This is a genomic window from Streptomyces sp. NPDC052701 (genome assembly GCF_040678355.1).
Taxonomy (GTDB): Bacteria; Actinomycetota; Actinomycetes; order Streptomycetales; family Streptomycetaceae; genus Streptomyces.
On record NZ_JBFATO010000032.1, the window covers coordinates 1 to 13,677 of the forward strand.

At 71.0% G+C, this 13,677-nt stretch carries 13 protein-coding genes and 2 pseudogenes; 7 read left to right on the forward strand and 8 right to left on the reverse strand.

Going from position 1 to position 13,677, the window contains the following annotated elements:
• Nucleotides 1-421: 421 nt before the first annotated feature.
• Complete coding sequence (locus AB0L29_RS27730) at nucleotides 422-1,063, reverse strand: DNA-3-methyladenine glycosylase (RefSeq protein WP_365830662.1); 642 nt, start codon at nucleotides 1,061-1,063, stop codon at nucleotides 422-424.
• A gap of 150 nt (nucleotides 1,064-1,213) precedes the next feature.
• Between AB0L29_RS27730 and AB0L29_RS27735 the strand changes: the two genes are divergently transcribed.
• The 3 genes from AB0L29_RS27735 to AB0L29_RS27745 all read left to right on the forward strand — a co-directional run bounded on the left by AB0L29_RS27735 (nucleotide 1,214) and on the right by AB0L29_RS27745 (nucleotide 3,288).
• Nucleotides 1,214-1,996, forward strand: coding sequence for a sporulation protein (locus tag AB0L29_RS27735; RefSeq protein WP_365830664.1), 783 nt, complete (start codon nucleotides 1,214-1,216; stop codon nucleotides 1,994-1,996).
• Between the two features lie 40 nt (nucleotides 1,997-2,036).
• Nucleotides 2,037-2,576, forward strand: coding sequence for a YbhB/YbcL family Raf kinase inhibitor-like protein (locus tag AB0L29_RS27740; protein ID WP_365830666.1), 540 nt, complete (start codon nucleotides 2,037-2,039; stop codon nucleotides 2,574-2,576).
• A 205-nt stretch (nucleotides 2,577-2,781) separates the two neighbouring features.
• Nucleotides 2,782-3,288, forward strand: coding sequence for an HNH endonuclease (locus tag AB0L29_RS27745; RefSeq protein ID WP_365830668.1), 507 nt, complete (start codon nucleotides 2,782-2,784; stop codon nucleotides 3,286-3,288).
• Nucleotides 3,289-3,396: 108 nt separating this feature from the next.
• Here the strand turns inward: AB0L29_RS27745 and AB0L29_RS27750 are convergent, their stop codons facing one another.
• From AB0L29_RS27750 to AB0L29_RS27760, 3 genes are all read right to left on the reverse strand, one after another.
• Nucleotides 3,397-4,356 carry an SPFH domain-containing protein gene (locus tag AB0L29_RS27750; RefSeq protein WP_365830670.1) on the reverse strand — a complete coding sequence of 320 codons (960 nt, stop codon included), beginning with the start codon at nucleotides 4,354-4,356 and terminating at the stop codon, nucleotides 3,397-3,399.
• Nucleotides 4,357-4,503: 147 nt separating this feature from the next.
• Complete coding sequence (locus AB0L29_RS27755; protein WP_365830672.1) at nucleotides 4,504-4,935, reverse strand: NfeD family protein; 432 nt, start codon at nucleotides 4,933-4,935, stop codon at nucleotides 4,504-4,506.
• Between the two features lie 110 nt (nucleotides 4,936-5,045).
• Nucleotides 5,046-5,843 carry an ABC transporter ATP-binding protein gene (locus AB0L29_RS27760; RefSeq protein ID WP_365830674.1) on the reverse strand — a complete coding sequence of 266 codons (798 nt, stop codon included), beginning with the start codon at nucleotides 5,841-5,843 and terminating at the stop codon, nucleotides 5,046-5,048.
• 151 nt (nucleotides 5,844-5,994) lie between these two features.
• On the opposite strand from AB0L29_RS27760, the gene AB0L29_RS27765 reads away from it, so the two are divergent.
• Complete coding sequence (locus tag AB0L29_RS27765; RefSeq protein WP_365830676.1) at nucleotides 5,995-6,783, forward strand: hypothetical protein; 789 nt, start codon at nucleotides 5,995-5,997, stop codon at nucleotides 6,781-6,783.
• Nucleotides 6,784-7,017: 234 nt separating this feature from the next.
• Here the strand turns inward: AB0L29_RS27765 and AB0L29_RS27770 are convergent, their stop codons facing one another.
• From AB0L29_RS27770 to AB0L29_RS27780, 3 genes are all read right to left on the reverse strand, one after another.
• A complete protein-coding gene (locus AB0L29_RS27770; RefSeq protein WP_365830678.1) occupies nucleotides 7,018-7,263 on the reverse strand; it encodes a chaplin in 246 nt (81 codons plus the stop codon).
• Between the two features lie 166 nt (nucleotides 7,264-7,429).
• Complete coding sequence (locus tag AB0L29_RS27775) at nucleotides 7,430-8,071, reverse strand: response regulator transcription factor (protein WP_365830680.1); 642 nt, start codon at nucleotides 8,069-8,071, stop codon at nucleotides 7,430-7,432.
• Nucleotides 8,064-9,209, reverse strand: coding sequence for a GAF domain-containing sensor histidine kinase (locus tag AB0L29_RS27780; RefSeq protein WP_365830682.1), 1,146 nt, complete (start codon nucleotides 9,207-9,209; stop codon nucleotides 8,064-8,066). The genes AB0L29_RS27775 and AB0L29_RS27780 overlap by 8 nt, the downstream gene beginning before the upstream one ends.
• 282 nt (nucleotides 9,210-9,491) lie before the next feature.
• Between AB0L29_RS27780 and AB0L29_RS27785 the strand changes: the two are divergent.
• The 3 genes and pseudogenes from AB0L29_RS27785 to AB0L29_RS27795 form a co-directional block, all read left to right on the forward strand.
• Nucleotides 9,492-9,685 (forward strand): annotated as a pseudogene (locus tag AB0L29_RS27785) (short-chain dehydrogenase); the annotation flags it as partial.
• Between the two features lie 36 nt (nucleotides 9,686-9,721).
• Nucleotides 9,722-9,874: pseudogene (locus AB0L29_RS27790) on the forward strand (S-adenosylmethionine:tRNA ribosyltransferase-isomerase); the annotation flags it as partial.
• Between the two features lie 297 nt (nucleotides 9,875-10,171).
• A complete protein-coding gene (locus tag AB0L29_RS27795; protein WP_365830684.1) occupies nucleotides 10,172-10,924 on the forward strand; it encodes a transglycosylase SLT domain-containing protein in 753 nt (250 codons plus the stop codon).
• A gap of 108 nt (nucleotides 10,925-11,032) precedes the next feature.
• On the opposite strand, the gene AB0L29_RS27800 is transcribed toward AB0L29_RS27795, so the two are convergent.
• The gene (locus AB0L29_RS27800; RefSeq protein ID WP_365830686.1) at nucleotides 11,033-13,561 is read right to left on the reverse strand and encodes an FHA domain-containing protein; all 2,529 of its coding nucleotides are present in this window, start codon (nucleotides 13,559-13,561) and stop codon (nucleotides 11,033-11,035) included.
• Nucleotides 13,562-13,677: the final 116 nt, after the last annotated feature.

Below are 13,677 nucleotides of genomic sequence, written 5' to 3' on the forward strand. Positions count from 1 at the left end.
CCGGCCGACCGGCCGGGGACGGGGTATCAACATATCTGGCGTTGACTTTTGGCACGCTGTTGAGTTCTCAAGGAACGGACGCTTCCTTCGTACTCGCCCTCGCGGGCTTTCCTCCGGGCGCTTCCCTTCGGTCTTGCGTCTCCGACTCTACCAGATCTTTCCGATCCGATTCCCTGTCGGCGGGATTCGCCGTAAGGCTTAGGGCTTCCGCCTGTCGGCCTTTCGACATTCACTACGTTAGCCGATTCCCCCGCCCGATTCATAATCGGGTTTCGCGGATTCGAATTCAGGCATGCGGGCACACCCGAAGCGACCCCGCCTGGGGGTGATCGTTTGGTAGTGGTTTGGCCGCTCCGGCTGCTGACGATCGCAGTACCCGGTCCAGCGGCTCGGAATACATTACGCACTCCCCGCGGGCGCGTCAACTTCGACGGCGCCTCGGGACGTGGGCCCGGTACGGGCTCACCGTCGGGTCGTCGGCGACCCAGAAGCGCCAGGGGTGGACGCCTCCCTCGCCGGCCACGCCGGTGCGGGGTCCGTTGCGTACCTGGTGGGAGGGGACGGGAGTGCCCGTGAGGATCCGCAGGGGGGTGTCGCCGGGGGCGCAGGCGTCGGTGCCGTCCAGGGATCGGTCCACGTCCAGGGCCGTGGCCAGGCGGGCGGGGCCCTTGGCCAGTTCCTTGTCGTTCCGGGCCGAGAGCCGACGGGTGCGGGCCAGCTCGGCGCCCTCGACGATCTCGCCGGCCCGCAGCAGCACCGCGCTCGCCCTGCCCTCCGGACCGCACACCAGGTTCATGCAGAACCACATGCCGTAGGTGAAGTAGACGTACACGTGGCCGGGCGGGCCGAACATCACGCCGTTGCGGGCCGTGCGGCCGCGGTAGGCGTGGGAGCCGGGGTCGTTCGGGCCGTCGTAGGCCTCGACCTCCGTGAGGCGGAGCGCGATCGGACCGTCCGGGGTGGTGCGTACGAGGATGCGGCCCAGGAGATCGGGGGCGACCTCCAGGACGGGGCGGTCGAAGAACTTCCTGGGCAGGGGCGTACGGTCGGGGGTCGCGATCATGCCGTCCGAGGGTACTGGAGGCGGAGGGTGTGGCGGGGTGGCCACAGGACGCCCGCCCCGCCGGGGTGAGGGGCACGGAACCGGCCGCCGCCGGATCGCGTTTGTAGGGATCAAGGGTTTCGACGTACGGGTTCGGAATTAGGGAGAGTCATGGCGTTCAAGAAGCTGCTTGCGAGCCTGGGAGCCGGTGGGGCCTCGGTCGAGACGGTGCTGAACGAGGTCAACGTCGTCCCGGGCGGGGTCGTGCAGGGTGAGGTGCGGATCCAGGGCGGGTCCGTGAACCAGCAGATCGAAGGGCTCTCGGTCGGGCTGCAGGCCAAGGTCGAGGTGGAGAGCGGCGACCAGGAGTACAAGCAGGACGTCGAGTTCACCAAGCAGCGGCTGGGCGGGGCCTTCGAACTGCAGGCGAACGCCGTGCACACGGTGCCGTTCGGACTGGAGATCCCCTGGGAGACGCCGGTCACCGTGATCGACGGGCAGCCGCTGCGGGGCATGAGCATCGGGGTGACGACGGAGCTGGAGATCGCGCGCGCCGTGGACTCCGGTGACCTGGACCCGATCAATGTGCACCCGCTGCCGGCGCAGAAGGCGATTCTCGACGCCTTCATCCAGCTTGGCTTCCGGTTCAAGAACGCGGACCTGGAGCGCGGCGTCATCCGCGGTACGCGGCAGCGGCTGCCGTTCTACCAGGAGATCGAGTTCTTCCCGCCGCAGCAGTACCGGGGGCTGAACCAGGTCGAGCTGAGCTTCGTGGCCGACGAGCACGCGATGGACGTCGTGCTGGAGATGGACAAGAAGCCGGGGCTGTTCAGCGAGGGCAGTGACACCTTCCGCTCGTTCCAGGTCGGTCTGAACGACTACCAGGGGACCGACTGGGCGGCGTACCTCAACCAGTGGCTGGCCGAAGTCGGCAGCAAGCGCAACTGGTTCTAGGCTCGAGTCCCACGCAAGGAACCGATCAGGAGGTACCGAGGTGACCGAGCTCAAGCGGCGGCCGCTCCCCCACGACTTCCATCCGCCCGTGCCGTCGTTCACGGTCACGAGCGAGGACGTCCGGGAGGGCGCCACGCTCAGGGACGCCCAGGTCTACGCGAAGGGCAACACCTCACCGCAGCTGCGGTGGGAGGGCTTCCCGGCCGAGACCAAGAGCTTCGCCGTGACCTGCTACGACCCGGACGCCCCGACGGGCAGCGGGTTCTGGCACTGGGTGGTGTTCGACATCCCGGCCTCGGTGACCGAGCTGCCGGCCGGTGCGGGCAGCGGCGCGTTCGAGGGGCTGCCCGAGGGCGCCGTCCAGGTGCGCAACGACTACGGCACCAAGGACTTCGGCGGTGCCGCGCCGCCGCCCGGGGACGGGCCGCACCGGTACGTGTTCACGGTGTATGCCGTGGACCGGGAGAAGCTCGGTCCGGACGCGGAGGCCACGCCCGCCGTGGTGGGCTTCAACCTGCGGTTCCACACGATCGCGCGGGCCCAGCTGATCGGTGAGTACGAGGTGCCCGCCGAGGGCTGAGCCGGTCCTCGGGTCATCCCGGCGTTCATTGAACGTTTGCCCGCCTCTGGTCTTGGAAGTGATCGGAGGCGGGCATTTTTGTTGCCGGGGCGCGGGGGCACCCCCGTGGAGCAGCAGATATTGCGTTGTCCATCCCGGCGTGCCCGGCCAGAGTTGGTCCCAGCCCGCCGAGGGGTGGGCCAGGGCACACGGGAGGTGGGCTGGTATGCGGGACACGCTGGTGCTGAACGCGAGCTTCGAGCCGCTGTCGACGGTGACGCTGAACCGAGCCGTCGTTCTGGTGCTGCAGGACAAGGCCGTCGTCGAGCAGGCCCATCCCGAACTGCGGATGCGTGGAGCCGCGGTCGACATACCGGCGCCCCGTGTGATCCGGCTCTGCAAGTACGTACGGGTGCCGTTCCGAAGACGAGCTCCGTGGTCGAGGCGGGGGGTGCTGGTCCGGGACCGGCACCGGTGCGCGTACTGCGGCAGGCGGGCGACGACCGTGGACCACGTGCTGCCGCGGTCGCAGGGGGGCGGGGACACCTGGCTGAACACGGTGGCCGCGTGCGCGGAGGACAACCACCGCAAGGCGAACCGGACTCCGGAGGAGGCCGGGATGACGCTGCTGCGGCAGCCGTTCGAGCCGACTCCGGCGGATGCGATGCTGCTGGCGCTCGGGCAGGAGGACCTCGAGACGCTGCCGGACTGGCTGACCCTGGACGCCGCATAGCGTCTGCCGCGTTCGGGCCGTGTCGCGGCCGCGGGCCGCGCGAAGGTGCTCGCGCAGTTCCCCGCGCCCTTGAAGTGGGGCGCGGGGAACGTGTGCTTCAGGGCCGGCTCAGTCGATCGACGGCTTCTCCCGGCGCTCCGAGCCGCCGTTGGCGGAGGACCCCGATGCCCCGTGGCCGCCCGAGCCGCCGCCCATGCCGCCGAAGTTGCCCATGGCGCCGGACAGGCCCTTGAGGGCGTCGCCGATCTCGCTGGGGACGATCCAGAGCTTGTTGGCGTCGCCCTCGGCGATCTTCGGGAGCATCTGGAGGTACTGGTAGGAGAGCAGCTTCTGGTCCGGGTCGCCGGCGTGGATCGCCTCGAAGACCGTGCGGACGGCCTGGGCCTCGCCCTCGGCGCGCAGGGCGGCGGCCTTGGCCTCGCCCTCGGCGCGCAGGATCTGGGACTGCTTCTCGCCCTCGGCGCGCAGGATCTCGGACTGCCGGACGCCCTCGGCCTGGAGGATCGCGGCGCGCTTGTCGCGGTCGGCGCGCATCTGCTTCTCCATCGAGTCCTGGATGGAGGTGGGCGGTTCGATCGCCTTGAGTTCGACGCGGTTGACGCGGATGCCCCACTTGCCGGTGGCTTCGTCCAGGACGCCGCGCAGGGCCGCGTTGATCTCCTCGCGGGAGGTCAGGGTGCGTTCCAGGTCCATGCCGCCGATGATGTTGCGGAGCGTGGTGACGGTGAGCTGCTCGATCGCCTGGATGTAGCTGGCGACCTCGTACGTCGCGGCCCGGGCGTCGGTCACCTGGTAGTAGATGACGGTGTCGATGTTGACGACCAGGTTGTCCTGGGTGATCACCGGCTGCGGCGGGAACGGGACGACCTGTTCGCGCAGGTCGATGCGGTTGCGGATGGTGTCGATGAACGGGACGACGATGTTCAGGCCCGCGTTCAGCGTCCGCGTGTAGCGGCCGAAGCGCTCGACGATGGCCGCGCTGGCCTGTGGGATGACTTGGATCGTCTTGATCAAGGCGATGAAGACCAACACCACCAGGATGATCAGGACGATGATGACCGGTTGCATCGTCGGCTCCCCGTACCCTTCTCCGCCTCGGCGCCTTCGGCAGATCTTGTGTCCGTTGAAGATCTCGCAGTTGAGGATCTTGCTCGTCGAGTCTGACAGACCGTCGTGCAACTCGTGGGTCGTTCCGCTCAGTTGCGTCGTACGAGGTCACATGACGATCGCCGTGGCTCCCTCGATGTCCACGACGTCCACTTCCCGCCCCACTTCGTAGGAGCGGTCGGTGTCGAGGGCGCGTGCCGACCAGACCTCTCCGGCGAGCTTGATGCGGCCGCCGGAGCCGTCGACACGCTCCAGGACCACGGCCTGCCTGCCCTTCAACGCCTCCACACCGGTGACGAGTCGGGGGCGCTGGGCGCGGTGCCGGTTGGCGATGGGCCGTACGACGGCGATGAGCGCGGTCGACACGAGGACGAACGCCACGACCTGCAGGACGGCGCCGCCGCCGAAGACACCGGCGACCACGGCGGCCGCGACGGCGCCCACCGCGAGCATGCCCAGTTCGGGCATCGCGGTGATGACGAGCCCGATGCCGAGCGCCGCCGCGCCGGTCAGCCACCACACCCATGCGTCGATGTCCACACGGTCATGGTAGGTCCGCGGGCCCTGTCGCGGACAGGGCGCCGATCAGTCGGAAAAGGCTTTGCCGTTCGGCGTCTTGCGGGATGTGGGACGGGGGATGTGGGGGCGGTTCAGGAGAGCGGGAGGCCCTGGGCGGTCCAGCGGTCGCCCATCTGTTCGACGACGAGCGGGAGGCCGAAGCACAGGGAGAGGTTGCGGGAGGTGAGTTCGAGCTCCAGCGGGCCGGCGGCGAGGACCTTGCCCTGGCGGATCATCAGGACGTGGGTGAAGCCCGGGGGGATCTCCTCGACATGGTGGGTGACCATGATCATCGAGGGGGCGATGGGGTCGCGGGCGAGGCGGCCGAGCCGGCGCACGAGGTCCTCGCGGCCGCCGAGGTCGAGGCCGGCGGCGGGTTCGTCGAGCAGCAGCAGCTCGGGGTCGGTCATCAGGGCCCGGGCGATGAGGGTGCGCTTGCGCTCGCCCTCGGAGAGGGTGCCGAACCTGCGGTCGAGGTAGTCGTTCATGCCGAGGCGGTCGAGGAAGGCGCGGGCGCGCTGCTCGTCGATCTCCTCGTAGTCCTCGTGCCAGGTGGCGGTCATGCCGTACGCGGCGGTCAGGACGGTCTGCAGGACGGTCTGGCGCTTGGGCAGCTTGTCGGCCATGGCGATGCCGGCCATGCCGATGCGCGGGCGCAGCTCGAAGACGTCGCTGCCGGGCCTGCCGAGGGTCTCGCCGAGGACGGACGCGGTGCCCTTGCTGGGGAAGAGGTAGGTGGAGGCGACGTTGAGGAGGGTGGTCTTGCCGGCGCCGTTGGGGCCGAGGATGACCCAGCGTTCGCCCTCCTTGACCGACCAGGAGACCTGGTCCACCAGCGCTCGGCCCTCACGGATGACGGATACGTCCTGAAGTTCCAGAACATCGCTCATGAGCGCGTTGTCTCCCCTTGCAGTGTGGCCGGTCTCGGCTGTCGCGTACGCCTGTGGCTCGGTCCGCCGCGCCGCTGGGCGCAGCCCTCAAGGAAATCTACGCCACCGGCCGGCTCCTCCATTCCATCGGTCCGGTCCTTAGGGTGGGGGCATGCTCTCGGAACCACGCTCAGGCCGTCTGGCCGCTTGGGGAAACGCCCTTCTCGCCGGCCTCGTCTCCCCGGACGACGCCGTCTTCGCGATCGTGGGCGAGGACGCGGTGCACCGGGTCGCGGGGTTGCCCGGCGAGCCGGCGCCGGTCGGTCTCACGCTCGCGCTGGGGCGGCTGCGGACGCTCGGGGCGACCGGGCTGCGGGTGGCGCTGCCGGCGCCCGGGCATCCGCTGGGGCTGAGCGGACCGCCGGAGTTCAACGCGCGGGCGCTGGACGCGCAGGAGGCGGTCGTCTGTCACGGCGCCGCGTTCGGGCTGGTGCCGGAGGTGGACGAGGCCGGGCCCGAGGGTGACGTGCACGTCGAGGTGGTGTGGCACTGCCTGCCGGTGCGGGAGGCGCCGCCCGCCGACGTGCCCTCGCTCGGGGAGGCCGAGCGGGAACTGGCGGAGGCGCTGCGGGAGGCGACCGAGACGCTCACGCGGCTGGACGTGGCCGGGTCGGGGCCGGTGGCGGAGGCGGCGGTCGAGGCCTACCGGGCGCGGTCCGCGCCGGGGCGGGAGGTGCTGGCGCCCGGGTATCCGCCGCGGGCGGTGCGGGTGCTGGAGCTCGCGCAGCGGGTGGGGGCGCTGGTCTCGCTGGCGGCCGGGAGCGGGCACGGGGGCGCGGTGAGCGCGTCCGAGATGGGGGCGCGGCGGGAGGCGCTGCGGCCGGTGGAGCGGACGGCCCGGCGGGCGCAGGTCGCCGCGTACAACTCGGTGGTGGAGGAGCGGGAGCGGGGGGCGCGCTGAGCGTTCGTCCGCCCGCGCCGGGCGCTGCGGCCCGGAGGCGGGTTGAGGCGGTCCGGCGCTGCAGGGTGCCGCCCGCGCCCGTCCCTGCCGTCCCGCGGCACGGATGCCCGCGGAGCACGGACCCGGCCGCCCGTGTCCCGGCCGTCGGTGTCCCGGCCGTCGGTGCACCTGACCGGCCCCCGGGGCGTGCCCGGAGGCCGGTGGTCACCTCCGGCCCGGAGAGGGAGGTGCGCGTCAGCGGTTGACGGCGAGGTTGCCGAAGGCGGGGTTCAGCACGCCGATGACGTTGACGCTGTCGCCCGAGACGTTGACCGGGACGTCCACCGGGACCTGGACCAGGTTGCCCGAGGCGACGCCCGGGGAGCCCACGGCCTGGCCGTCGGCGTGCGCGCCGTCGGTGGCGGAGGCCATCCCGGCGCCGGCGGCGAGCAGACCGCCGGCCATCATCGTCACGGCCGCCGCCTTCTTCAGGTTCTTCACTTCTGAGCCCTCCTTGCGATCGCCGCGGCAGGCGCCGCGGCACGCACTGGAGAACGGCGGGGATCGCCGGAGGGTGCGCCAAGTGGGTGACATTCCCACGACGGTATGAATCTCGGCCCGGAGGGGAACCTTCCGTATTGCCGTCTTATCGCTCCGGAGGCGGTCGTCACCCGGACAGACCGTGTCGTACGGCCCACAGGGCGGCCTGGGTGCGGTCCGCCAGGTCGAGTTTCATCAGGATGTTCGAGACGTGCGTCTTGACGGTCTTCTCGGAGAGGACCAGTGCGCGGGCGATCTCCCGGTTGGAGCGGCCGTCCGCTATCAGGCCGAGCACCTCGCGCTCCCGTTCCGTCAGGGAACCGGCCCTGCCCTGGCCGGAGTTGGCCTCCTCCTGGGACAGCAGGGCGCCGGCGACCTCGGGCTGCAGGAGGATGTGGCCGGCGTGGACCGAGCGGATGGCTCCGGCGAGTGCGTCGGGGTCGACGTCCTTGTAGACGTATCCGGCGGCGCCCGCGCGCAGGGCGGGGACCACCGTGCGCTGTTCGGTGAAGCTGGTGACGATCAGCACGCGCGCGGGGTGGTCGAGTTCGCGCAGTCTGCGCAGCGCCTCGACGCCGTCCATGCCCGGCATCTTGACGTCCATCAGGATGACGTCGGGCTTCAGCTCCTCGGCACGGGCTACCCCCTCCGCGCCGTCGGCCGCCTCCCCGACGACCTCGATGTCGTCCTGCACCTCCAGGAACGTGCGCAGGCCCCGGCGGACCACCTGGTGGTCGTCGACGAGCAGCACCTTGATTGTGTCAGCCACCGGGGACCTCCATCTCGATCGTGGTGCCCTTGCCGGGCGCCGATTCCACCGTCAGCCTGCCGCCGACCCCGCTCGCCCGGTCCCGCATGGAGACCAGGCCCAGGTGGCGTCCCGCGCGGCGGACCGCCCGGGGGTCGAAACCGCTGCCGTCGTCGGTGACCCGCAGGACGGCCCCGGGTCCGCGGCGCTCCAGGGTCACGTCGACGCGTTCCGCGCCGGAGTGCCGCAGGGCGTTGTGCAGGGCCTCCTGGGCGACGCGCAGGACGGCCTCCTCCTGGGCGGCGGGCAGCGCCCGTACGCCCCGGCCGGTGAAGGTCACGCGCGCGCTGTGGGCACGGTCGAGGACCTGCACCTGGGTGCGCAGGGTGGCGACGAGGCCGTCCTCGTCGAGGGCGGCGGGGCGCAACTCGACCACCGCGGCGCGCAGTTCGTCGGCGGCCTCGGCGGCCAGAGCGGCCACCTGCTGGAGTTCGCCCTTGGCGCGGGAGGGGTCGCGGTCCACCAGGCGGGCGGCGGCCTGGGCGGTCAGCCGCAGCGAGAAGAGCTTCTGGCTGACGGCGTCGTGGAGCTCGTGGGCGAGGCGGGAGCGCTCCTCGGCGATGGTCAGTTCGCGGCTGCGTTCGTAGAGCCGGGCGTTGGTGAGGGCGATCGCCGCGTGCTGGGCGAGGATGCCGAGCAGTTCCTCGTCGTCGGCGGTGAAGCCGCATCCGCCGTCGGGTTTCGGGCAGTTCTTGTTCGCCAGGAACAGCGCCCCGATGACCTCGTCGCCGTCGCGGATGGGCAGGCCCAGGAAGTCGGCCAGGTCGGGGTGGGCGCTCGGCCAGCCCTCGAAGCGGGGGTCCCGGCGGACGTCGGCGAGGCGCTCGATCCTGGCGTCGCGCAGCATCGCGGCGAGGATGCCGTGCTGGCGCGGGAGGGGACCGATGGCCCTCCACTGCTCGTCGCTGACGCCGTCGACCACGAACTGGGCGAAGCCGCCGTGGTCGTCCGGGACGCCGAGCGCGGCGTACTGCGCGTCGAGCAGTTCGCGGGCCGAGGCGACGATCGTCTTGAGGACGTCGCGCACCTCCAGATGCCTGCTCATGGCCAGCAGCGCGGAGCTCACCGCGGCGAGGCCGGACCGGGGACCGTGGCTCATGTCCTCACGGTACCGGCGGGCCGCGGCATCGCGGATCGGACCCGTGACGGCCGCCGGCTGCGCCGGTGGGCCTAGGACCGAGGTCCCGGGTCCCGGGTCCCGGGTCGCGGGTCGCGGGTCGCGGGTCCGCCGGCCCGGGGTGGCGGCGCGGGCCCCGGGGCGCGGGCCGGCGGATCAGGACGAGGGGACCCGGCGCGCCGCGGCCCGCGCCCGAGGCGGCCGGGGCGGTCCCGTTCCCGGGTCGGGGCACGCCGATCGGGACGAGGGGCGCACGCCCGGCCGGTGACGATCGTCACGGGGGCTTCGAACGGGCTGGGACGGGCGCTCGCCGAGGCGCCGGCCGCGCGCGGCCGGGACCTGGTGCCGGACGCCGGAGGGGCGCGGGCACTGGAGGGGCGCGGGCGCTGGAGGAGGCGGCCGGGGCGGTGTCCGCGCAGGGCACGCGCGTGACGGCCCTGCCCGGTGATGTCACGGACGCCCGGCCCGGCGGCCCAGGCGGCGTCGATCCGCCGGTGCCGGAGGCGGTCGCGGGGCGTGCGGCGATCGGGCGCGGGTACGAGGAGGCGACGCGCGGGCGCCCCCTGCGGCACGAGTCCGGAGACGTCCCCCTCGTCCCGCCGGAGGAAAACCCTCACACAGAGCATTGCTCCAGCAACTGGCGGTGAGGTGTTCATGCGCTCGATGTGAGCCCGCCCATAGGGCGCAGGTCACGTACGAAGGGCAATAGGAGGCGAAGCGTCCTTTTTGACCGGGAAGGATTGGGCGATCTGTCCCGTTTCACCCTTCCCTGATCCACTACCCGGCTTCGTACGTCACACCTTTGCCTCGCGTTTTTGCGCCAGCTAAGAATTGCTCCCGTCGCTCAGCGCCGCGGGTTCAGTCCGCGGCGTTTGTGCCGGAAGCACCCCTGTCCCCACCGGACGTAGAGCGACCTCCGCGCTATTCGAAGAGGTCCCTTTCCCATGCTCGAAAACCTTCTCAGTCGTGTCCGCAACCGCGCCGTGACCCGGCACCAGAAGATCGCCATGGCCGGTGTCGCCACCCTCGGCGCCGCCGCGCTCGGTTTCTCGGCGGTTCCCGGTGGCGCGTCGACGACCACGGCGGAGACCGCTCCCGCGGCTCAGGTGGCGATCAGCTCCGAGAAGATCGACTCCGAGCAGATCAAGGACGTCAAGGCCAGCGTCACCGACCAGCTCGCCGGTGCCAGCCTGAAGGCCGAGCAGATCGCGCAGAAGAAGGCCGCGGCGAAGAAGGCCGCCGCCGAGCAGGCCGCCAAGAAGAAGGCCGCCGCCGAGGCCGCGCGGAAGAAGGCCGAGCAGGAGCGCAGGGCCGAGGCCGCCGCGAGCCGCACCGTCCAGCGCGCCACGATCAAGAAGGCCGTCGCCAAGAGCTACCCGGACAACCTCGACGGCTGGATCCGCGAGTCCCTCGACATCATGAAGAAGCACGGCATCCCGGGCTCCTACGAGGGCATCCACCGCAACATCATGCGGGAGTCCTCCGGCAATCCGAACGCCATCAACAACTGGGACATCAACGCCATCAACGGCGTTCCGTCCAAGGGCCTCCTGCAGGTCATCCCGCCGACCTTCCAGGCCTACCACGTCCCCGGCACGTCCTGGAACATCTACGACCCGGTCGCCAACATCACCGCCGCCTGCAACTACGCGGCCGACCGGTACGGCTCCATGGACAACGTCAACAGCGCGTACTGAGGTCGGCGCGGACCTCTTCTCGCGATCACGGACGCCGAAGGGCGGCACCCTCCTGACGGGTGCCGCCCTTCGGGGCCCCACGACGGCGACCGCGCCGTGGGACCGTGACTACTTGCGCATGACCTCCGGCTCGTGACGGCGCAGGAAGCGGGCCACGAAGAAGCCGCAGACCACGCCGAGGGCGATCAGCGCGCCCATGTCCAGGAGCCAGGTGCCCAGGGTGTGGTCCCACAGCGGGTCGGTGTCACCGGCGGTCTCGGGCGGGCTGATCTTGTTGAAGTCCAGCGTGGCGCCCGCGGCGGCCACCGCCCAGCGCGACGGCATCAGGAACGAGAACTGGTTGACGCCGACCGAGCCGTGCAGCGCGAACAGGCAGCCGGTGAAGACGACCTGGATGATCGCGAACATGACCAGCAGCGGCATGGTCTTCTCGGCCGTCTTGACGAGCGACGAGATGATCAGGCCGAACATCATCGAGGTGAAGCCCAGCGCCATGATCGGCAGGGAGAGCTCGACGAGCGTGGCGCCGCCGAGGAGCAGTCCCTCCTCGGGGATCTCCCGGCTGGCGAAGCCGATGACGCCGACCATCAGGCCCTGGAGCACGGTGATCACACCGAGCACGAACACCTTGGACATCAGGTACGCCGAGCGGGACAGGCCGGTGGCGCGCTCCCGCTCGTAGATGACCCGTTCCTTGATCAGCTCGCGGACGGAGTTCGCCGCGCCCGCGAAGCAGGCGCCGACCGCGAGGATCAGCAGGACCGTGGTGGCCGTGCCGTTGGGGACGAGCCGACCGGTCTGCGGGTTGGGCGGGCTGGGCAGCAGGCCCCGGTCCGCGTCGATGAGCAGGCTCACCGCGCCGAGCACGGCCGGCAGGATCACCATCAGGGCGAGAAAGCCCTTGTCGGAGGCGATCACCGAGACGTAGCGGCGCACCAGCGTGACGAACTGCGACATCCAGCCCTGCGGTTTCGGCGGCCGCATCGCCTGCATCGGCGCGACCTGTACGGACTGCGGGGCGACGGCGTCGATGTCCGCGGCGTACATCTGGTAGTGCTGCGAGCCCTTCCAGCGGCCCGCCCAGTCGTAGTCGCGGTAGTTCTCGAAGGCGGAGAAGACGTCGGCCCAGGTGTCGTAGCCGAAGAAGTTCAGCGCCTCCTCGGGCGGGCCGAAGTAGGCGACCGCGCCGCCCGGCGCCATCACCAGCAGCTTGTCGCACAGCGCCAGCTCGGCCACGGAGTGGGTGACGACGAGGACGGTGCGGCCGTCGTCGGCGAGGCCGCGCAGCAGCTGCATGACGTCGCGGTCCATGCCCGGGTCCAGGCCGGAGGTCGGCTCGTCCAGGAAGATCAGCGACGGCTTGGTGAGCAGTTCCAGGGCCACCGAGACGCGCTTGCGCTGGCCGCCGGAGAGGGAGGTGACCTTCTTGTCCTTGTGGATGTCGAGCTTCAGCTCGCGCAGCACCTCGTCGATGCGGGAGTCGCGCTCGGCGGCCGTGGTGTCGGCCGGGAAGCGCAGCTTGGCCGCGTACTTGAGGGCCTTCTTGACGGTCAGTTCCTTGTGCAGGATGTCGTCCTGCGGGACCAGGCCGATGCGCTGGCGCAGTTCGGCGAACTGCTTGTAGAGGTTCCGGTTGTCGTAGAGGACCTCGCCCTGGTCGGCCGGACGGTAGCCGGTGAGCGCCTTGAGCAGGGTCGACTTGCCGGAGCCGGACGGGCCGATGACCGCGATCAGCGACTTCTCGGGGACGCCGAAGGAGACGTCCTTGAGGATCTGCTTGCCGCCGTCGACGGTGACGGTCAGGTGGCGGGCGGAGAAGGACACCTCACCGGTGTCGACGAACTCCTCCAGCCGGTCGCCGACGATCCGGAACGTCGAGTGGCCGACGCCGACGACGTCGGTCGGGCCGAGCAGCTGCGAGCCGCCCTTGGGGATGGGCTGGCCGTTGACGTACGTGCCGTTGTGCGAGCCCAGGTCGCGGATCTCGAAACGGCCGTCGGGCGTGGCGTGGAACTCGGCGTGGTTGCGGGAGACCTGCAGGTCGGAGACGACCAGGTCGTTCTCCAGGGCACGGCCGATGCGCATCACGCGGCCGAGCGAGAACTGGTGGAGCATGGTGGGGCTGCGGTCGCCGTGGGCCGGCGGCGCCCCCGCGACACCACCGGGCACCTGCTGCGCCGGGCCGCCCTGCTGCTGCGGGAAGTGCGCGGCGGCCTGCTGCGGCTGCTGCCAGCCGGCCTGCGGCGCCTGCTGGGCGGGGACCTGCTGCGGCCAGCCGGGGTTCGCTCCCTGGGCGGCGTACGGCTGCTGCAGGGGCTGTGCCTGCGGCGTGGCGACGGCGGCCGCGGCGCCGGACAGGTTCACGCGCGGTCCGTCGGTCGCGTTGCCGAGGTGCACCGCGGTGCCCGCCCCGATCTCCAGATGGTGGATCCGCTGCCCCTGCACGAACGTGCCGTTGGTGCTGCCGTGGTCCTCGATGACCCAACTGCGGCCGTTGAAACTGACCGTGGCGTGCCGCCAGGAGACCCTGGCGTCGTCGAACACGACGTCTCCTTGCGGATCGCGTCCGAGCGTGTAGGACCTGGACGGATCGAGCGTCCAGGTCCGTCCGTTTGATTCCAGTACGAGTTCCGGCACTCCATGCCCCACTGAGTTGTCCCCCGATTCACCCCCGACATGGGGAGTCTAGGGATGTCGAACATCGGGGGGAACTATTTCAGGCTCGGCCCCCTGACCGAAAGTCGGGCCTCGTG